Below are 20,365 nucleotides of genomic sequence, written 5' to 3'. Positions count from 1 at the left end.
TTTGTTTTTCTGTTCAGTGGGTGTTCAAACGCTCGCTGAACGATAGAGGTACGCAGGCTTAGGTCGCCACGTCCAAAGAGCCGTGCCTTAATTTCTGCAAAAAAGCGCAGAAATACGGCCAATCGAACCCTTCACAGTTCGATTGGCAACGCCTGCATGACCAACATCCTGTTGGCCCAAGCCTCCGGCGGATGTCACAGATTTTTTTAGAGGAGCTAAGAAGGCAGTCTAAGTGCGCGACGTCCTGTCGCAACGCCTGCATGACCTACATCCTGTAGGCCCCGAGCTCAAAAAAAATCAGGACGCAATTACGCCGAGGCGTAATTGATAGAAAAGGAGGCGAAGCTGATTGGCAACATATCAAAACAAACGCCGTCTATGGACAATGGCAGTTATTGTACTTTTATTTGCGCTCATCCTGACAGGTTTTCGATTACAGTGGATTGAAACATTTAACGAAACAGGTGAACAACCAATCATTGAAAATGGGGAACTCGATTTACGAGAGTGGGAGTTTTCAGATGGACACACCATTTCACTTGATGGAGAGTGGGCGTTTTATCCTTATGAAAATATTACGAGTGAATCGACAAAAAAAGAGGGGCGAAAGAACCGATATATTAACGTGCCGGGAGATTGGTCTGAAACATTGAATCCTGATGATGGAAGTCCGTACGGATATGGTTCTTACCGACTCCGTATTTTAGTAGACACTGACCAAAACCAAACGTATGGGTTGCAAGTGCCGAGTGTTCGCAGCTCATCTGCCTTATATATTAATGGACTCGATTCAGGAGAATCCGGGAAAGTTGCAGACAATAAAAAAGAGGCGCATGCATTTAATGTACCTTATTTGTCTTCATCTATTCGAGCTGATGCCGATGGGGTTATTGAAATTGTTTTACAAGCGACAAACTTTGAAGACCCGCGTTCGAGTGGACTCGTTCGTTCACTGACATTTGGCTATGAAGAGGATATTGTAGAGGCTTCGAAGCTATCTACACTTCTACAAGTCCTTGCAGCGGGAATGCTTGTTATTCACGCTTTATTTGCGCTCATTTTATATAGCATTGGCATTCGGGATCGTCGATTTCTTTATTTTGCTTTGGCTTTAATTGCAAGCGCGATCTCTAACGTCATGGGTGGCGATGAGAAAGTATTATTGCACTATATTATGATGGATTATACAGTTTCCTTTAAACTGTCATTTACCGTTTTAGTTGTCTATGGTTGGGCAATGGTTCAATGCGTGAAGCCGCAAATTCAGTTGTTGGTTACTTGGTTTTTACCTATTTTTACAACGATGAGTGCAGGTGTGATTGTAGCTGTTTGGATATTGCCGCTAGAGTCATTAGACTTTGCTTCGACATTTAGCTTACCGTATGTCGTAGTATCAGCAGTCATTACAGCGCTCGTCTTACTTTTAGGGGGAAAGGATTACAAAGGAAGCATTTGGTTGGCACTTTCGAGTGTTGCAATAGCGAGTCATATTGCTTGGTGGTCTTATGCAATGTCCACTGGTTTGAAAGTCATTTACTATCCTTTTGATCTGATGATTGCGGTTATTTGTTTTTCAGGAGTTTGGTTTAAGCAATATCATGAAATGAATATAGAAACACAGAAATTGGCAACAGAACTGCAAAAGGCCGACAAAGTAAAAGACGAATTTCTTGCGAATACGTCACATGAATTACGTAATCCGCTACATAGCATTTTAAATATTTCACAAGCGGTTTTGGAACGAGAACAGTTGTCATTGCAAGGCAGAAGTGCTAAAGATTTAGAAACCGTGTTGTCCATCAGTCGCCGAATGTCATGGATGGTCGATGAATTACTCGATATGACGCATTTACAAGAAGGAAAACCACAACTTCAGTTACATCCTTGTTCACTGCAAGCTGTGACGGTAGGCGTTGTGGATATGCTTGAATATATGGTGGCGGGAAAACCAGTCCGAGTTGTCAATGAAATTCCTGCCGATTTCCCACTCGTCATGGCTGATGAAAAGCGATTGATTCAAATTGTATTTAATTTATTGCATAATGCGATTAAATTTACCAATCATGGCGAAATTACAATTCAGGTTTCTATACAAGTAGAAAAAGCACAAATTGAGATTACAGATACAGGCAATGGGATGGGAGAAGAAGCGCTTCGTACAATTTTTGATCCTTATACACAAGTACATAATGGAGATGGAGGAGGATTCGGGCTAGGGCTAAATATTAGCCGAAAACTAGTTGAATTACACGGAGGGATTTTGCAAGCTCACTCGGTTTTAGGAGAAGGCTCAACGTTTAGCTTCGCTTTACCTTTAGCGGATGGATCGGCAGAAGAAATAGCCATCCCAAGTCCATTGAAGTCTTCCATACTTCAAGATGACAATCACTCAGACTTTACAGTCGAAGTACCATTGAAACATACTTTTGAGCGCCTTCGAGTACTCGTTGTTGACGATGATCCGGTGAATTTACAAGTGATTGAAACGATGTTTTCTGAAGAAGACTATACAATCGCAACTGTTTTAAGTGGTGAAGCAGCACTTGCTTTATTGGATGTCAAAGAGTGGGACTTGGTCATTTCAGATGTAATGATGCCGCAAATGTCGGGCTATGATTTAACAAAGAGAATACGTCAACGTTTTTCATTAACAGAACTCCCCATCTTGTTACTGACGGCAAGAAGCCAGCCTACTGATATTGAAAATGGCTTTTTAGCAGGGGCGAATGATTATGTCACAAAACCTGTAGATGCATTGGAATTCAAGTCAAGAGTTCGCGCCTTGACAAGTGTTAAACAGTCCATGCATGAAAAAGTACGTATGGAATCCGCTTGGCTTCAAGCCCAAATTCAACCGCATTTTTTATTTAACGCGCTGAATACGATTATGGCACTCAGCGAGATTGACATGGGGAGAATGCACAAAGTGTTAGAGGCATTTAGTCATTTATTGCGACGAAAGTTCCAATTTGACAACCTCAATATGCTGTCTCCTATTGAGGAAGAGATTGCGCTGGTTAAAGATTATTTGCTTATCGAGAAAGAACGTTTTCAAGATCGACTCCATGTTATATGGGAGATTGATAACGATTTGAATGTGGTGCTTCCCGCGCTAACGATTCAACCATTGGTGGAAAATGCAATTCATCACGGTTTAATGAAACGGATTGAGGGTGGAAAGTTACTTGTTCGCGTTGTTAAAAAAGGGGCCTATATCGAAATTGTAGTAGAAGATGACGGCGTCGGAATGGAAGAGGCGTTTGTCAAAGAACGATTGGAAAAAGGGAAGCATGCGCAATCGGGCATTGGCTTAGTGAACACCAACCTTCGCTTAAAACGACACTATGGACAAGGTTTACAGATTAATAGTGCACCGGGAGTGGGGACGACTGTGTCGTTTCGTGTGCCGGTTTAAGAAAATCACACCTCATTCAGGTATGTTTATCACACTTGAATATAGAAAAAATGGTACGTCCAATTGATACGGTGAGAATTACAAAAGAATAATGAAAAGACCTTTCACGCGTTTATTGAACATGTGAGAGGTCTTGTTTCTATTCATCGGCTTTTGCAAACAAATCATTCAGGGCTTCGCTCATCGTAGGGTGGGTGAAAATCGTATCCCGTAAAAAGGTATACGGCAATTTCACTTCCATGGCCACACGAACAACATTAATCATTTCACTCGACTCGGCACAAAATAGCGTACAACCCAAAATCGCATCGGTGTCAGGATCGATAAGTGCTTTTAACAGTCCCTCCGTTTGTTGAGCAATACGGGCACGTGGAATGGCGGCTGCCGGCAATGTTACCACTTTGTAGGCAATCCCTTGTTCTTTCGCCATTTTTTCATTCAGCCCCACCTGTGATAAAACAGGGTCAATAAATACAGAATAAGGCACATGGCTACGCGCTTTCCGTGTATAACTGCCATCTCCATACAGCTGATTCTTCACAATCCGGAAATCATCCAACGAAATATACGTGAACTGAGGTCCCCCATTGACGTCACCTAACGCCCAGATATTAGCAGCAGTCGTTTTCAATAAATCATCCACCACAATAGCCCTTCGGTCATTCACCTCGATGGATGTGTTTTCGAGTCCAAGGCCTTCTGTATTCGGCTTTCTCCCAGTAGCCAACAACAATGCATCTCCAGACACTTCCGCCTGTTGGGAATCCCCTGATTGATAGGCAACAACCACACCACCATCCCGATTGGCAATAGATTGCACCTTACTATCGACGACAAATGTGATGTTTTTCGCTTCAAGTACTTTCTTCACTGCTTCCGCAATATCCCGATCTTCATTACGTAAAAACACAGCAGAACTGTCAATCACCGTCACCTCAGAACCGAAATTCGCATAAATCGAAGCGAACTCCAAACCAATATAGCCTCCGCCGATAATGATTAGCTTTTTAGGAAGCTGATCTAGTTGCTGTAATGTCGTTGAGTTATACACAAATTCCGCATCTGCCAAGCCTTCAAAGGCTGGAGTAATCGGTGAAGAACCTGTATTGATGAAGAACTTATCTGCTGATAACTCGAATGTCCCTTTATCCGTCTTCACTTGAATATGTTCATCATCTAAAAAGGTCGCTGCCCCGGTAAAAACCGTGACGCCTTCTAAATCATCAAGCATATGAAAATTCTTATCACGTAACAATGAGGTTAACGCATCCTTTTGCTCAATGGCATGCTGATAAAAGTCTTCTTTTGAATCGCTAGAAAGTCTACGCTCATTGGATTGATGAACGAGTGATTTTGTTGGAATGCATGCAATGTTAATGCAAGTCCCACCATACATATCCGCTGACTTCTCAATCATCGCCACACGCTGTCCGTTCTTAGCCAGTGTCGCCGCTAGCGTCTTTCCACCTTTACCAAATCCGATAATAATTGCATCAAACTGTTTCATAACTTCACCCACCTTGTTTATCTATTACCCTGTTGGTGAGGGTGTAAACGGAAAAATTCTGTTTGCGTGGTTAGAGGTCTTAATTTGAGTGGAATGAAAGGTGCGCTGTTGCAACGTGGAAATGGGGGAAGAATGCAGATACTTAGTTCTGAAATAATCCGGTGTTTTTTCAGAACTAAGTATCTTTTGAAGGATGCTATTACTGAATGGGAGTTGTGTTGGTAGAACCTGAAGCATTTTCATAAGCGACTAAAGTGACCCCTAATTTATCCTCCAGAACCGTTAACGCCGCTAATTGTTCGTTGTTCAAATCCGCTATTTCAGCTTTATCAAGTGACATATCGAATCCACCTTTCTTATTTACGCATATTGTGTTCGTTATGGATGGGATTATACGTTGTACAGTGAGCTGATTGTTGGAGGGAGATTGTTCCAGGAAAGTGAACGTTCGAGTGCCTGTTACCACAACACTATGAAAACCTGCGCACGGACTCCTAGGAGAATCCATACTCAAAAAGCAACGGTGACAAGCACTCGTCCACAAAAATAGTGAAGATAGAAAAACGAATGCTAGAGATTACATATGACCTCGAATAATTCTAGTATTAATAGATTGAAATTATTTAAACGATCGAACTGTCCATTTGTTGAACAGTAAAGTAATCATTCATATTCAGGCCAAGCTTGGCTGTTAATTTTTCTAATTCCGTGTATAGGTTCTTATTGACAGGTATTCCTTGCGCGAGGCGTGTTTTTTGATTAAGATATTCGATTTCACCTGGAAGGTAAATGTTATCTGTTCCTTTTGCTTTTTTTGAGTCTTTGACCATTCCAGTTAAATCATTCAATCTTGTATTGTACTTATTCTTGTCCATAACAGCGGAAGTGTTGATGGCCATCATGACGAAACCAATATCTGAATGGCCTACATTTTTTCCATATCCAGCGCCTGTTAGTATGCCTGCTAGAACATCCATAATTAAAGATAATCCATATCCCTTATGGTTACCTAATGGGATTAAAGAGCCACCTCCCTTAAATCCAGCGTAAGGATCGGTTGTAGGATTTCCGTCAATGTCTAACGCCCAGTCGAGTGGGATTTCTTGCTTCTTTTGTTCTGCTACCATTAATTTTCCTGCAGCCACCACTGAGGATGCAATATCCAAAATGATTGGGTTTTCTGCTTCACGTGGAATTGAAAATGAAATTGGATTATTTCCTAAAACACGTTCAGCTCCGCCGGTAGGTGCCATTAATGGCAAAGTATTAGTTGTACTAAAACCTATCATATCTTCCTTTGCAGCCAGCTCTGTATAATAACCAGATGCACCGTAATGAGATGTGTTTTTTACGAATACTAAACCAATTGTATGTTCTTTCGCCAATTGAATCGCTTTCTTCATGGCGATGTCACCAATATAATGGCCCATACCTAGATCACCATCTAATAAAGCAATGACCCCTTTGTTTAATTCCCATGTATATGAAGGTTTTTTCTTTATAATCTGCTTTTCAATTCTTTCTACGTAGGTGTTCAATAAAATCATCCCATGTGAATCAATGCCTCGCTGATCAGCATATGCCATGACTGTACTCGCAGTCACTGCTTGTTCGGTTGTAAGTCCTGCCATTGTTAGCACATCTATGATTAGTTTTTTATGATTTACTGGATTGATTGTTCTCATGAAAATCCCCCCTAATAGACTAGTGTTCATAAAATTATTCACTTAACCATTTATCAACAATTTCATCATATTCTCCGCTAATTTTAATCTTTTGTAGTCCGCTATTTAATTTTTCTTTGAGCTCGGGTTTATCTTTGGAAACTGCATAGGCATAACGATCAATCGTGAGATTTTCTCCAACAATTTTAAGTTTATTGTTATCTCCGCTTACTTTCATTTTGTATAATAGCGGCGGTCGGTTCATGATGAGTGCATCCGAATAGCCATTTTCGACGTCTAAATAAACGGTATCTGTTTCTTTAAGAGCTTTGGATTTTGCATCATACTGTGCAGCAACTTCTTTCGCCATTTCATGTGTCGTAGAGCCGTTCGTTGCGACGATTGTTTTGTCTTTTAAGTCTTCAAATGTTTCAATCGAACTATCATTTCTGGTTACAAGTACAAGACCAGATTCGTAATAAACATCTGTAAAGTCAACGATTTCTTTGCGCTCATCTGTAATCGTAATTCCACTTGCCGCTACATCTGCCTGACGGGCTTGTAAAGCAGCGAAGAAACCATCAAACTTCATTTCCTTATACTCAAGAGCAAGATTCTCATGTTTTGCAATTGCGTTGAGTATGTCATAATCCATCCCACTTAATTGCCCTTGATCTTTGTAAATAAGGGGAGGATAGTTATTAAGAACAGCGACGGCCACTGTCGTTGGATTTTCAGTATTTGATTTTTCACTCGTATGTGTAGAATTATCCCCACAGCCAGAAAGAATCACTAGTAGCACACAGATTGTCGTAATAAACAAAGTACTTTTTTTCATATCCATCCCCATTTCCTTGAATTTTTATAAGTAATGCTAATTGTCTTACGCATAGACCACCTCCTTTCAGCCTCCGAGTCATGTAGCAGCAATGAATAATGATCATTTAGTCAGTTTTTTCAGATAATTATCATGTGGATTATCGTAGCTCATAAAGAAACGAGTTGTCAACAACTTATAATACTAAGTGTTAATTTATGTTATAATGCAAGTGTGAGAATTTTTAGTATCATGCGTTGTTGTAATTAAGCGTATTTAAAGTTACTATAATTTTAAACATGAGAGGGGTGGAGGAGCCATCCATACGACAAAACCTGCGTATCAAATCATTCATGATACAATTCGGCAGAAAATCCTAGATGGAATTCATCACATTGGGGATCTTTTACCTTCAGAAATTGAGCTAGAGAAGATGTTTAAAGTAAGTAGAACGCCAGTAAGACAAGCATTAAAGCAACTTGAAAATGATGGGTATATTTATAGAGTACAAGGAAAAGGTTCCTTTGTAGCCAATCGGCAGCCTAAAGAATCGTGGACAAGTATGTCTGGTTTTCGCAATCAATATTCAATGGATTGGGAAAAGATATCTGTCCGGACGATAGAGATAAAAAAAGTGGTATCCCCACATTACGCTAATCTTCTTCAAGTAAATGAAAATGAAGAGTTAATTTATTTAAAGCGGATTAGGTATTTAAATAATCAACCGATGTTTTATTTGGAGCATTATATTCGTCCGATAATTCCAATTGAGGCTTACGAAGAGGATGAAGCATTTTCCTCTGTTCAAAAGCTGTTGAAAGAGAAGGTCGGAATAGAATTTTCTGAGGTAGAGGATGAAATCGAAGCAGTCATCGTAGACCCTTATATTGCAGGTGCCTTGCAGATTGCAAGCGATTCTGCAGTATTAAAAGGAACTCGATTGTCCTACACAGAAGAGGAAATGCCTGTAGAAGTGAACATTTTTTATATCAACACGGATAACTGGAAATACTATTCACATTATCAATATGAACTTGAAAAACCTTTGTCTTAGAAAATGACAAAGGTTTTCTTCTTCTGAAAATCAATGGACTAGGTAGTTAGTGAATAAGTGAATGATAGATTACAACTATGATTATTAATACTTAGTATCATATGTTGTTGACAATCTATAACCCTATCATTTAATATGTATCTATTCACTCTCGTCGGAAAATATGCACAAGTGTTTTCTGGTGGAGAGTAAAAGGCAAAGGGGGAGAAAAAATGTTTACATTTAAGAAAGTGCTAATGGCGTTTGGGATGATGGGGCTTCTGACAATTTTTCTTATGGGGTGTGGCGATAGTGAAAAAGATGCTACAGCGACAACTAAAGCAAGCGTTGCAGCATTAAATAACTACCCACCATTAATTTTTAAAAAAGACGGGGAACTTACAGGTTTTGAGTATGATATATTGAAAGCGATTTCAGGGGAAGAAGACTTAGCGCTAGAATTTAAGGAAATGAAATTTGATGGGTTTATTCCTGGCTTGCAGTCCAATCAGGTAGATATAGCATCTTCGCTAGTCATTCGTGATGAGCGTCGGGAAGTAGTGGACTTCACAGATATATTTTTGACTTCTGGACTTGTTGTCGTTGTTGCGAATGATAGTTCAATTCAATCACTAGATGATTTAACGGGGAAAACAATTGTTGCTACGCAAGGTTCGACAACTTATGAAAAGGCACAAGAACTGGCTGAGCAATATGGTGGAACAGCAAAGCCTTTGAAAGAAACGGATGCATTGTACTTAGATGTGGAGAATGGAAGTGCGGATGCCTTGGTACTTAATTCACCAACTGTTGATTATCGATTATCCGTTGATGGAGATAATGTGAAATTCCGAATTGTTGGGGACTATTTGACGGAAGATGAACATGCTTTCGCTGTTAAAAAGGGCAATGAAGAACTACTAAAGAAACTAAATACAGGTTTGGCAGAGATTCGTGAAAACGGAGAATACGATAAAATCCATTTACAGTGGTTTGGTGAATAATTACTTTTAGCTATTTAAAAATGTCGAATAGAGGTGGAGAAATTGGAGACGATTCAAGTTATAAAAGATGCCATGCCTTATCTTTTACAAGGCTTATATATGACCGTGTGTATTTCTGTAATCTCGATACTGATCTCACTTGTCATCGGTTTGGTAGCATGTTTTATGCGCATGTCAAAGTACGCGATTTTAAGATATCCAGCAGCAATTTACGTCAATATTATTCGGGGAACACCAATACTGATTCAGATTTTATTCATCTACTTCGGTGTACCGACGGTTTTAGATATAAGTCTTTCTGCCTTTACTGCAGGACTAATCGCTATTAGTTTGAATATAGGGGCGTATATGACCGAAATTCTACGCGGTGGCATTGAATCGATTGGCAAAGGACAAATGGAAGCAGGACGATCACTTGGTTTTTCGTATGCCCAAACGATGCGTTTAATCATTTTGCCACAAGCAGTGCGTCGAATGATTCCTTCGTTTGTTAACCAGTTGACGCATGCTATTAAAGACACTTCAATGCTGTCTGTTATTGGAATTGCGGAATTGACGATGGTAGGGCAATCGATTTATGCTATGAATTTTAGATCATTTGAAATCTTGTCGGTGGTTGCAGTATTCTACTTCATTACCATCTACTCAGTTTCGCTAATTTCTACTCGAATGGAACGGAGGTTTGTCATTACATGATTACAGTGAAGAACCTGACAAAGTCCTTCGGAGAATTAGAGGTACTAAAAGGAATTAGCACGACAATTGAACCCAAAGAAGTTGTCTGTATCATTGGTTCCTCTGGTTCTGGAAAGAGTACATTCTTGCGATGCCTCAATTTATTAGAAGAACCGACGTCCGGTGATATTGTCATTGAGGGAAATAATATCGTTGATAAAGGCTCAGATATTAATAAACTTCGGCAGAAAATGGGTATGGTCTTTCAGCAATTCAATCTTTTTCCGCAAAAAACGGTTATTGATAACATTACGCTAGCACCAATGAAGTTAAAAAAGAAAACGAAACAGGATGCCGAAGTACAAGCGATGGAATTGTTGGACAAGGTTGGCTTGGCTGAAAAAGCAAAGGTACATCCAGCAAATTTATCTGGAGGTCAACAGCAGAGGGTCGCCATTGCAAGAGCGTTAGCGATGGAGCCACATGTCATGTTATTCGACGAACCAACTTCCGCGCTCGATCCTGAAATGGTTGGAGAAGTGTTAAGGGTTATGAAGCAACTGGCTAATGAAGGAATGACAATGGTCATCGTTACACATGAGATGGGCTTTGCACGTGAGGTCGCAGACCGTGTCATTTATATCGATGGAGGCGTTATTGTTGAGGAAGGAAAGCCAGAAGATATCTTTACAAAGCCAACGCATGAGCGAACAAAATCTTTTTTGTCAAAAGTATTATAAGGTAAGTGAAAATAGCCCTTTGTTTATGTTAAACGAGGGCTACTATTTTCAAATGCAGATTTTAAAATTTTTTAAAATAACTTAGTATACTAAGTGTTATCAGTGCGGGGGGATAAAGTGAACAAAACAGTGTTGTTAATTGAACCGACAATTCGTCCAATCGGCGTAAATAATCTGCGCAATCATTTTAATGTTGTTGTTGCGTCAGATGGTTCAGAAGAGACAATCATTAACATGATCAATACGCATAAAGCTTCAGCCGTTATTGTAAGAACAGAAGAAATCACAAAAAGGGTATTGGAATCTTGCCCAACATTAGAAGTCGTTGGCATGCACGGTGTTGGCCTAGATCATATCGATGTTCGAAGCGCAACAGAAAATGGGGTCATGGTATTGAATGCACCATCCAGTAATTACACTTCAGTCGCTGAACATGCGATGTTATCAATCCTTGCGTTAAGCAGAAATTTACTCGTGAGTGATTCTAAGGTTCGGAGTAACGAGTGGCGTTATCGAGAAATTTACTTTCCAATGGAAATCAATGCGAAAACCTTGTTAATTGTCGGGATGGGGAAAGTAGGACAGGATTTAGCGAAGAAAGCGAAAGCGTTTAATATGAGTGTGCTAGGCTTTGACCCTTTTGTTTCAGAGTCGGAGATGAAGTTACATGGAGTGGTCAAAATAGAGGATCTAAATGGATGTCTCTCACAGTGTGATTTTATTTCATTGCATGCGCCTCTGACAAAGGGAACACATCATTCGTTCTCCTACGATCAATTCGAAGCAATGAAGGAAACGGCATTTATTATTAACCTTGGTAGGGGCCCATTAATCAATGAAGAAGCGCTATTCGTAGCCTTGAATCAAAAGAAAATAGCGGGGGCTGCTTTAGACGTTCTAGAACAAGAGCCACCAAGTCCTCAAAATCCGCTATTCAAATTGGAAAATGTAATTTTCACACCTCATTTTGGTGGCGATACATTGGAAGCAAAAGACCGATGCTCAGAGTCCATAACGCAAGAAGTTGGAAACGCTATTCAGGGGAGGATATCCCGTAATCTAGTGAATCATCATGTAATCGGAAATGCACGCGCATTAAATAAAAAATCCCAATTAGAAGGAGTTAATTAATATGAATTATAAAGGAATTATGACCGCATTGGTGACCCCATTAACTGAAAACAGATTAGTAGATAAAACAGGTTTTGCAGCATTAATTCAAGACCAACTAAAAAACAATGTGCACTCACTTCTAGTTTTAGGAGGGACGGGTGAATATACAGCATTAAATGATGAACAGCGAAAAATTGCGATTGATATTGCTGTGGAAGAAGCGGCAGGGAGAGTGCCTGTTGTCGTTGGTCTATTATCCCCAGGGCTAGGTGACAATATTGAATTAGGGAAGTATGCAAAACAAGCTGGCGCAGATTCTGTGATGGTTGTTACACCGTTTTACGTCAGCCCGACGAAAGATGGTTTTCTGCGATACTATGAAGCGCTTGATGAAGCATTGGACATGCCGATTATTCTGTATAACATCCCTTACAAAACAGGTGTGAACATGACAAATGATGTCGTGAAAACAGTTGTTGAAAAAATCCCTAACGTCGTGGCCATGAAAGTATGTACGGATAATATTGGTGATGTGATTGAATTGATTCAATCTGTAGGAGACAAAATAGCGGTTCTATGCGGCGAAGACTATCGTGCAGTGTCATCATTCATTGCGGGGGTGCCCGGTGCAATTACAGCTAGTTCTAACCTAATCCCAGATGTCTGGGTAAAAGTCTATGATTTAGTTCAAGAAAAAAAATACGAGGAAGCTGTTGCGCTCCATGCAAAATTCTTCCCGCTCATGAAAGCACTTTACCGTGAAGGAAACCCTGGACCACTAAAAGCGGCGTTAAACATGATCGGTTTGCCAGTAGGCTCGGTTTCTGTCCCATTAGTAGACCCTTCACTTGAAGTAGTTGTCGAATTGAAAAATACACTAGACGAACTCATTGTGCCTGTTCGATAATCGGTGTTTAGAATAAAAATCCCTAGCTATGAAAGTTTTCATAGCTAGGGATTTTTGAATTGTGCAATTTAATCACCTCGTTTAAAAGTAAGGATAACAGGCATTCGCAAGTTGAAACGAGCTAGTTTAGAAAAACTATTGTGGGGATCGGATATATAAGTAGAGGAGAGACATTGAACTTCAAATGCACAGATATTCAAATGCTGGATGATAACGGGAGTATGATTGTTCATAATGGGATATTAGTAGAAGGTGATGAACTGTGCGCGATTTATAATGTGGATGATGAGAACTTTAAATTCGTTTATACAACACGTTTTGAATTGAGTGTCGCGCTTGCTACCCAAGGCCTTCGCATGAAAGACTCAGAGGAAGAGGAACGATTATGCTCAGAATGTGGAGCACCGATGCAAGAAGGATTTTGCTTTGAATCGGATGCATCGCAGTATTGTAGTGAGAAATGTTTAACGAAAGTCATTACGTGGGGGGAATACTTAAATATGCATGATAATGGAAATGGAGATGCTTATTGGGCTGATTGGGGTGATTGTTGAAAATTAGGGGCGGGTGTCGGATAATGTTTGTATACAGATAATTCGGTATCAGGATTGACTAAGATAGAAAGAAAAGGTGAGTATCATTAAAAAATCCGTACATGTTGTAGGTGCAATTATTGAAAATGAACAGAAGGAAATACTTTGTGCGCTACGAGGACCAGATATGACATTGCCGAATTTATGGGAGTTTCCAGGCGGTAAGATTGAAGTAGGGGAAACGAAAGAAGAGGCATTGAAACGAGAAATCCAAGAAGAATTAGGTTGTACGATTGAAGTTTTTGATCATGTCGAGGATACGACATATGAATATGAAAAAGTCATCGTGAGATTAGAGACATTTATGGCGAAGATCGTATCAGGAACGCCTGTCATTTCAGAACATGCGGAAATAAGATGGGTTTCGAGAGAAGAGTTACCGTCACTTAACTGGGCACCCGCAGATATTCCTGCGATTGAAGAGTTAGCAAATACAAACCTAGAAAAATAATATAGAAATGATGTGATGTTTGTATGGAAGGCTTTATTCGTAATTTAACATCATCATTACATGAAGGGTTTATCGATAAAAATCAAAGTCATTCTGGCAGCTTTAAGCCGGAATTATTGATCAATAATGTAAAGAAAAATAATAACGTATTGAACACATTGCAGGAGGAACTTGGAAGTAGCGAGGACTTCCTTTTTTCCGTTGCTTTTATAACTGAGAGTGGACTTGCTACGCTGAAATCCTTATTTTGGGACCTTAAAGAAAGAGGCGTTACGGGGCGAATATTAACGTCTACATATTTATATTTTAATCAACCAAAGTTATTTAAAGAACTGATGAAATTAACGAATGTAGAAGTACGCATAACGAGTTTAAAAGGTTTTCATTCCAAAGGCTATATATTTAAACAGCAAACGCATTATTCCCTCATAGTAGGGAGCTCAAATTTAACTGAGTATGCGTTAAAAGTGAATTATGAGTGGAATGTGAAATTGACTTCGCATGAAAATGGCGATATCGTTCATCACTTTAAACAGCAGTTTGAAGACGTATGGGCCGAGGCGGAAGCACTCTCTGAACAATGGATAGTGAATTATGAAGTGGAGTACGACAAGCATGCGGACAAAAGGTTGGCAGGACAAGTCATTGAAATGCCCGCCAATTATAATGCTAATGCAATTGAAGAAGCATTGAAAATTGTCCCCAATAATATGCAAACAGCAGCTTTATTACAAATTCAGGCGGTTCGAGATGAAGGGAAAGACAAAGGACTCGTTATTTCTGCAACAGGTACCGGGAAAACGTATTTGTCTGCATTTGATGTGCGAAACTTCGCACCTAAACGCATGCTATTCATTGTCCATCGGGAGCAAATATTAAATAAAGCAAAAGAGGACTTTCAAAAAATTCTTGGTGGCATTAGTGAGGATTTTGGCATGTATGTAGGTACGAGTAAGCAGGTGGATAAGAAGTATTTATTTGCGAGTATTCAAACGCTGTCGAAACCAGAGAACTTAAGCCAATTCGATCCGGCAGACTTTGATTATATATTAATAGATGAAGTTCATAAGGCGGGTGCAGCTTCTTATCGCAGAGTTATTAATTATTTTCAGCCGAAGTTTTTAATGGGAATGACAGCTACGCCTGAACGTACGGATGACTTTAATATTTATGAGCTCTTCGATTACAACATCGCATATGAAATCCGTTTACAAGAGGCGCTTGAAGAGGATATGCTTTGTCCATTCCATTACTTTGGTGTGACTGATTTTGAACGAGATGGCGAAGAAATTGATGATGCGACATTGTTATCACAGCTTGTGACGGAGGAACGGGTCGAGCACATACTTGAAAAAGTGAATTATTATGGTTTTTCTGGTGAAAGTGTAAAGGGATTAATGTTCTGTAGCCGAAAAGAAGAGGCTGTGAAATTGTCTGATGCATTAAATGCAAAAGGGCTGCGAACCGTTGCTTTACTTGGTGATCATTCACCAGAGGAGCGAGAGCGTCAAATAAATCGACTAGAAACGGGTTTTCTCGATTATATTTTAACTGTGGATATTTTTAATGAAGGAATCGATATTCCGTGTATCAATCAAGTCGTCATGCTAAGACAAACGCAGTCGAGCATTATCTTTATTCAACAGCTGGGAAGAGGACTGCGGAAGCATGATTCGAAAAGCTATGTCACGATTATCGACTTCATCGGCAACTATAAAAATAACTATCTCATTCCTGTAGCGTTGTCAGGTGACCAGTCTTTAAATAAAGATAATATCCGCCGACATATGAAGGATACGAGTTATATCAAGGGCGTTTCGACGATTAACTTCGAGGAAATCGCTAAGAAAAAAATCTTTAGTGCCATCAATCAAAGCAATTTAACAGCATTGAAGATTTTGAGGGACGCTTATACCGATCTGAAAAACAAAATTGGCAGAGTTCCATACTTATATGACTTTGTCGCAAATCGCTCGATAGACCCTGTTGTCATTGCTGATAAGTATGTGAACTACTACCAGTTTCTATTGAAAATGAAAGAAGAAGTCCCGGCACTTACTTTCTACGAGGACAAAGTACTCACAATGCTTTCAGCTGAAGTACTGAACGGGAAAAGAAAGCATGAAATTATTTTGATCGAGATGTTATTGAAGGAAAGCGTAGTTTCACATGGCTATTATTTGGAACAGCTAGTAGCTAACGATTGTCGGACGGACGATGAAACACTCAACTCCGTAAATCGTATTTTGGATCTGTCATTTTTTACGCAAGCTAATAAAAAGAAGTACGGTGAACAGCCAATTGTAGAATTACATGAATCTGGACAGTATCAATTCAATGCATCGATTCAAGAAAGTTTGGTGCAGAATCCAAACTTCACAAAACTAATTATAGATGTCATCGACAGTGCAAAAGAGAAGGCGAAAAAGTATCAATGCGATCAGCCGCTTACATTGTACGAAAAGTATTCAAGAAAAGATGCATGCAAACTGTTGAATTGGGATAATGACGAAAGTTCGACCATGTACGGGTACAAGCCTAAGCACGGCACATGCCCAATTTTTGTAACCTATCATAAAAATGATGAAGTCGAATCCAGTGTCGACTACGGCGACGAATTCTTAAACCCGGAGCTTTTTAAATGGTACACAAGAAGTAACAGAACGTTGCAATCTCAAGAAGTGCAAAGAGTTATTCAAGCGACTGAGAATAATATGGATATTCACATCTTCGTGAAAAAGGATGACGACGAAGGAACTGATTTTTATTATCTGGGTAGAGGGGTTCCGGATAAGTCCAGTGTTGAAGAAGATCGAATGACTGATAAGAAAGGGAAGGAACTTCCGGTGGTGCATATGAACATGGTGATGGAGCAGGGAGTGGAAGGGAAGCTTTATCGGTACTTGATGGAGGAGTAAAGGGGTTGTCTTATTTATGATAGGGGAACCGTATCATAAATAAGGGGAAAACTGAAAGGAAAACGAGTGCTTCCCTTATGAGGTTTTTTAGTATGGATATTGCTGATTTATTTTAAATAAATAGTTTATGTTTAGGTAGTCTTTTTTACCTTTAGAATAATTACTTATTATCTAGAGAAAGGAAGATACTATTGGCTTTAAAGGATAAACCTGAAGTTAGGTATGCTCTTTGGCAAGCTCATCAAAGACGCTGTACTATCTGTTTGGAAGATTTATTTAATTACTCTGATCTACAAGTAGACCATATAATATCTGAAGCGACATTTAAAGATGAACAAAAAGTAAAAGAGGCTATAAATAATTTTAAAATACCGGTGGATTTTGATTTTAATGGTTTAGAAAATTTAAGGCCAACTCATCATAAGTGTAATAATGATAAAAGAGATAATGATTTGCCAGAAGAGATTACTGTAAGGTTATTGCGGCGGGCAAAAGGAAAAATAAAAGATGTGAAAAAGTATATTAAGAGATTTGAAGAAGAGGCAAAATATGCCTTTAACCTAGAAGTTGTTTAGTAATTACTATATTGATGGGGAACTAAGATTTTTTTCTTCCAGTTATATTGTTAATGCGAATATATTGATAACTCTGGTAGGTAAAATACAATTACTTTATTCGGTAAATGGGTATGTATCTATAAAAAAATGAAATAATCAATCTTTATAGAGTGATTTTGATTAGTATTAAAGCATGTAAAAAAATAAGTTACCATTATATATGTTCGAATCTTAATATAACCCCATTTACAAATAATAAAGTTGATATCGAGAACTTCTTGATAAATAAAATAGATCATTACAATAACTTCCAAGATAATGATTTAGGGCTATTAAAAATGCATTCTTATCAATTAGATCTTCTTTTTAGAGTTATATACTCAAATTTAAACGATTTAAAAAATGATTTAGAACTAGAAGATATAAAGAATTATTTGGTACTGCTTGATTGGTATATAGACGATTATAATACAAATAAATTAGTGGGATGCTATAAATAAAAATAGTGAATTAGCTAGCAAACAAATAAGATGTTTGGCTCTCAACAAGCAAAAGTTGTTTGAGAACCAGACATCTTATTTTATATCACAACAGATTGATCATCAATGCCATAGCTAGGTCTATTTACCCTCGTGTCTGCTATCTTACTTTCCGTGATTCCTCGAAAAGTTAAATCACCATGCCGGCATTCCTAAATACCGAGCAGTGTTAATAAAATTTTTTAGTGCAATGTATATCGAATTTCTTAGATAACATTCCACAACCCGAAAATTCAATTTGGAAAAATGTGATAATTTAAAAAAACCAAGATCTTTAAATATAGAGAGGCGATTTTATGAATTATAATAGATTATCAAAAAAAATTTATAAAATGGATGCCGCTTCTTGTAAGAATGAAGTGGCTAAAAGGAAAAATAGCTATGGCAGCTATTAAACAGTTCTCAAATATCCTCGCTGATTAGTAAGCTTCCTGACTTTGTCATTCAACCTTATTTCAATAAGCTAATTATCAATGAAGCACAAAGTAACAATGAAATCGAGGGAATTCATAGTACGAAAAAAGAACTGAGAGAGGGCTTCAGTGAATCAGAACTGTCGGAACCTAAAAATGAGCGATTTGTAGGTTTGATGAAAACGTAGCATTAAATAGAAAAGGTTAAGCCGTTTGAAAATGTGAGAGATTTTAGGATTTTATCCGAAAACTTAGTAGTCGATGGATTAAAAAAGAAAATATCCCAGACGGTGAATTGTTTTGGAAAGAATATGTTGAAGTACATGATGGGAATGTTTATATAGGCAACATTGAGTTGAGAAATTAAATTAGGAAATTTGAAAAATAGATGCCTTAGTTCGAATCTTTTTTATATTTTCATCAAGTTTTAAGGACCCCCAAAAAAACAGTCCTAAATTCATAGAAACCCTTCCACTTCAATCTACGTAAATCATAGGTATAAGAAGCAGACAATCTAGGAGGGGAAGATTTTGTTTGTACAGAAGAGAATACGACTGATATCTCTACTGCTGTTTAGTTGCATCACCCTAGCAGCCTGCTCAAGCCAAGCCAAACCAGATACCACAGCCGCAGAAGAAACAGAAGAAAAGGCAAAGGTGAAAGAGCAAGAAAAAACAACCACCGCAACCGATGACATTCCCGTTGCATCGCTAGAACTAGAGGGAATGATTGCCCAGCAGCCAGGAAAATTGGTAGAGCAGCATATGGCACCTGAAATCGAAGTAGCAGAGACGAAGAATTTTTGGACGTATCAAAATTTCTACGAAGGTACATTTGAACCGATTATGCAAGAGGAACTACCGGCATATTTCCAAGGAAATAAAAATCTAGACGCTGATCAAATATATAACTATCTGGTGTATCAGCTCGGTTCGGGGCAATATCAATCCGACTATGACCAACTCGTTTCGTATGATCATGGCTATGAAATGCCTGAGTTGCCGGATGGGAAGGATGAAATTGAAGTTGCGAAGGCACGGAAAACCAATGTTGTTATTTTGATGGATGCAAGTGGCAGTATGAAGGCCGAAGTGGCGGGCGGTGTGAAAATGACGCTGGCTAAAGAGGCGATTGAGCAGTTTACGAGCGAGTTGGAAGAGGGGATGAATGTTTCCCTTCTTGCGTATGGGCATAAGGGGAGGGGCATTGATGCTGAGAAAGAACTTTCATGTAGCTCAATCGATGCTGTATATCCGCTGGGAGAGTACAATGAAGCTGCTTTCCATGAGGCGATGGATTCGTTCCAGGCGAGCGGATGGACCCCGCTTGCGGGGGCGATGGAGAAAGCGCAGGAATTACTTGCTCCTTATGGAAATGATGGCTACCGGAACGTTGTGTATATTGTGAGTGATGGGATTGAAACGTGTGGAGGAGATCCGATTGCAGCGGCTAAAAAGCTTCATGAAGGAAATATAGAGGCCAAGGTGAATATTATCGGCTTTGATGTAGATGATGAAGGTCAAAACCAGTTAAGAGAGGCGGCGGAAGCAGGAGGCGGTAAGTATGCGACTGTGCGAGATCAAGCGGGATTCGAGGATGTCCTGTTAAAGAAGTGGAAGCCGAGCTTTATGCAAGTGTGGAGCCAGCAAGGGGTATCGTTAAGAAATTTGGTCGATCAAATGGAGGAGCTCCAAGAGATTTACGGTCGTCTTTCGAATGTTTCGGACCGAGAAGCGGGTCGAATCTATTCGGCAGCACGTTTTCTCAGAGGGGAAAAGCTGATTAGCGATGAGGATGCACAAATTGTCATCGACCGTGTCGAGGAAATGAAGCAACTGAGAGGGAATCATTTCAAAGAGCTCTACGACGATAAAAGTGCAGAAGCGAAACAGGCAAGGGATGACATTGACGTTGCGGTTCAAGCTTGGAAAGATAAGTGGTATGAGGAATTAGAGAAAGAGTAATCGAAGTGGGTGCTTGGTTCTGGAGTTTTAGGACTAAGTACCTTTGTTTGTGTTG

General features: G+C 39.3%; 16 protein-coding genes. 12 read left to right on the top strand and 4 right to left on the bottom strand.

Annotated features, from left to right (window positions below):
• Nucleotides 1–349 precede the first annotated feature (349 nt).
• Nucleotides 350–3,415, top strand: coding sequence for an ATP-binding protein (locus MKY34_RS01720; protein WP_342513536.1), 3,066 nt, complete (start codon nucleotides 350–352; stop codon nucleotides 3,413–3,415).
• A 139-nt stretch (nucleotides 3,416–3,554) separates the two neighbouring features.
• On the opposite strand, the gene MKY34_RS01715 is transcribed toward MKY34_RS01720, so the two are convergent.
• The 4 genes from MKY34_RS01715 to MKY34_RS01700 all read right to left on the bottom strand — a co-directional run bounded on the left by MKY34_RS01715 (nucleotide 3,555) and on the right by MKY34_RS01700 (nucleotide 7,424).
• A complete protein-coding gene (locus MKY34_RS01715) occupies nucleotides 3,555–4,922 on the bottom strand; it encodes an FAD-dependent oxidoreductase (protein ID WP_342513535.1) in 1,368 nt (455 codons plus the stop codon).
• Nucleotides 4,923–5,121: 199 nt separating this feature from the next.
• Complete coding sequence (locus tag MKY34_RS01710) at nucleotides 5,122–5,262, bottom strand: hypothetical protein (RefSeq protein ID WP_342513534.1); 141 nt, start codon at nucleotides 5,260–5,262, stop codon at nucleotides 5,122–5,124.
• A gap of 283 nt (nucleotides 5,263–5,545) precedes the next feature.
• Nucleotides 5,546–6,607, bottom strand: a complete 1,062-nt coding sequence (locus MKY34_RS01705; protein WP_342513533.1) for an Ldh family oxidoreductase — start codon at nucleotides 6,605–6,607, stop codon at nucleotides 5,546–5,548.
• A 34-nt stretch (nucleotides 6,608–6,641) separates the two neighbouring features.
• The gene (locus tag MKY34_RS01700; protein ID WP_342513532.1) at nucleotides 6,642–7,424 is read right to left on the bottom strand and encodes a transporter substrate-binding domain-containing protein; all 783 of its coding nucleotides are present in this window, start codon (nucleotides 7,422–7,424) and stop codon (nucleotides 6,642–6,644) included.
• 298 nt (nucleotides 7,425–7,722) lie between these two features.
• Between MKY34_RS01700 and MKY34_RS01695 the strand changes: the two genes are divergently transcribed.
• The 11 genes from MKY34_RS01695 to MKY34_RS01645 all read left to right on the top strand — a co-directional run bounded on the left by MKY34_RS01695 (nucleotide 7,723) and on the right by MKY34_RS01645 (nucleotide 20,310).
• Nucleotides 7,723–8,457 (top strand): GntR family transcriptional regulator, encoded by a 735-nt coding sequence (locus tag MKY34_RS01695; protein ID WP_342515163.1) that lies wholly within the window; start codon nucleotides 7,723–7,725, stop codon nucleotides 8,455–8,457.
• Between the two features lie 212 nt (nucleotides 8,458–8,669).
• On the top strand, nucleotides 8,670–9,440 hold the full coding sequence (locus tag MKY34_RS01690) for a transporter substrate-binding domain-containing protein (protein ID WP_342513531.1): 771 nt from the start codon (nucleotides 8,670–8,672) through the stop codon (nucleotides 9,438–9,440).
• A 42-nt stretch (nucleotides 9,441–9,482) separates the two neighbouring features.
• Nucleotides 9,483–10,136: an amino acid ABC transporter permease gene (locus MKY34_RS01685; RefSeq protein WP_342513530.1), complete on the top strand. Its 654-nt coding sequence runs from the start codon at nucleotides 9,483–9,485 to the stop codon at nucleotides 10,134–10,136.
• Nucleotides 10,133–10,855 carry an amino acid ABC transporter ATP-binding protein gene (locus MKY34_RS01680; RefSeq protein ID WP_342513529.1) on the top strand — a complete coding sequence of 241 codons (723 nt, stop codon included), beginning with the start codon at nucleotides 10,133–10,135 and terminating at the stop codon, nucleotides 10,853–10,855. The genes MKY34_RS01685 and MKY34_RS01680 overlap by 4 nt, the downstream gene beginning before the upstream one ends.
• A 117-nt stretch (nucleotides 10,856–10,972) precedes the next feature.
• Nucleotides 10,973–11,986, top strand: a complete 1,014-nt coding sequence (locus MKY34_RS01675) for a hydroxyacid dehydrogenase (protein WP_342513528.1) — start codon at nucleotides 10,973–10,975, stop codon at nucleotides 11,984–11,986.
• A 1-nt stretch (nucleotide 11,987) separates the two neighbouring features.
• On the top strand, nucleotides 11,988–12,875 hold the full coding sequence (gene dapA / locus MKY34_RS01670) for a 4-hydroxy-tetrahydrodipicolinate synthase (RefSeq protein ID WP_342513527.1): 888 nt from the start codon (nucleotides 11,988–11,990) through the stop codon (nucleotides 12,873–12,875).
• 173 nt (nucleotides 12,876–13,048) lie between these two features.
• Nucleotides 13,049–13,429 (top strand): hypothetical protein, encoded by a 381-nt coding sequence (locus MKY34_RS01665; protein WP_342513526.1) that lies wholly within the window; start codon nucleotides 13,049–13,051, stop codon nucleotides 13,427–13,429.
• 85 nt (nucleotides 13,430–13,514) lie between these two features.
• The gene (mutT, locus tag MKY34_RS01660; RefSeq protein ID WP_342515162.1) at nucleotides 13,515–13,919 is read left to right on the top strand and encodes an 8-oxo-dGTP diphosphatase MutT; all 405 of its coding nucleotides are present in this window, start codon (nucleotides 13,515–13,517) and stop codon (nucleotides 13,917–13,919) included.
• Nucleotides 13,920–13,942: 23 nt separating this feature from the next.
• Complete coding sequence (locus MKY34_RS01655; RefSeq protein WP_342513525.1) at nucleotides 13,943–16,837, top strand: DEAD/DEAH box helicase; 2,895 nt, start codon at nucleotides 13,943–13,945, stop codon at nucleotides 16,835–16,837.
• Nucleotides 16,838–17,028: 191 nt separating this feature from the next.
• On the top strand, nucleotides 17,029–17,412 hold the full coding sequence (locus MKY34_RS01650) for a hypothetical protein (RefSeq protein ID WP_342513524.1): 384 nt from the start codon (nucleotides 17,029–17,031) through the stop codon (nucleotides 17,410–17,412).
• 1,464 nt (nucleotides 17,413–18,876) lie between these two features.
• Complete coding sequence (locus MKY34_RS01645) at nucleotides 18,877–20,310, top strand: VWA domain-containing protein (protein ID WP_342513523.1); 1,434 nt, start codon at nucleotides 18,877–18,879, stop codon at nucleotides 20,308–20,310.
• The last annotated feature ends 55 nt before the right edge of the window (nucleotides 20,311–20,365 follow it).

This window comes from Sporosarcina sp. FSL K6-1522 (assembly GCF_038622445.1).
Taxonomy (GTDB): Bacteria; Bacillota; Bacilli; order Bacillales_A; family Planococcaceae; genus Sporosarcina.
Note: the sequence above shows the minus strand (reverse complement) of the source record. Positions and strands in the feature narration are given on the sequence as shown.

Bases quoted from the DNA above. Each gene is read 5' to 3' on its own strand.
- MKY34_RS01715 (WP_342513535.1), bottom strand. From the start codon at position 4,922: ATGAAACAGTTTGATGCAATTATTATCGGATTTGGTAAAGGTGGAAAG.
- MKY34_RS01710 (WP_342513534.1), bottom strand. From the start codon at position 5,262: ATGTCACTTGATAAAGCTGAAATAGCGGATTTGAACAACGAACAATTA.
- MKY34_RS01705 (WP_342513533.1), bottom strand. From the start codon at position 6,607: ATGAGAACAATCAATCCAGTAAATCATAAAAAACTAATCATAGATGTG.
- MKY34_RS01700 (WP_342513532.1), bottom strand. From the start codon at position 7,424: ATGAAAAAAAGTACTTTGTTTATTACGACAATCTGTGTGCTACTAGTG.
- MKY34_RS01690 (WP_342513531.1), top strand. From the start codon at position 8,670: ATGTTTACATTTAAGAAAGTGCTAATGGCGTTTGGGATGATGGGGCTT.
- MKY34_RS01680 (WP_342513529.1), top strand. From the start codon at position 10,133: ATGATTACAGTGAAGAACCTGACAAAGTCCTTCGGAGAATTAGAGGTA.
- dapA (WP_342513527.1), top strand. From the start codon at position 11,988: ATGAATTATAAAGGAATTATGACCGCATTGGTGACCCCATTAACTGAA.
- MKY34_RS01655 (WP_342513525.1), top strand. From the start codon at position 13,943: ATGGAAGGCTTTATTCGTAATTTAACATCATCATTACATGAAGGGTTT.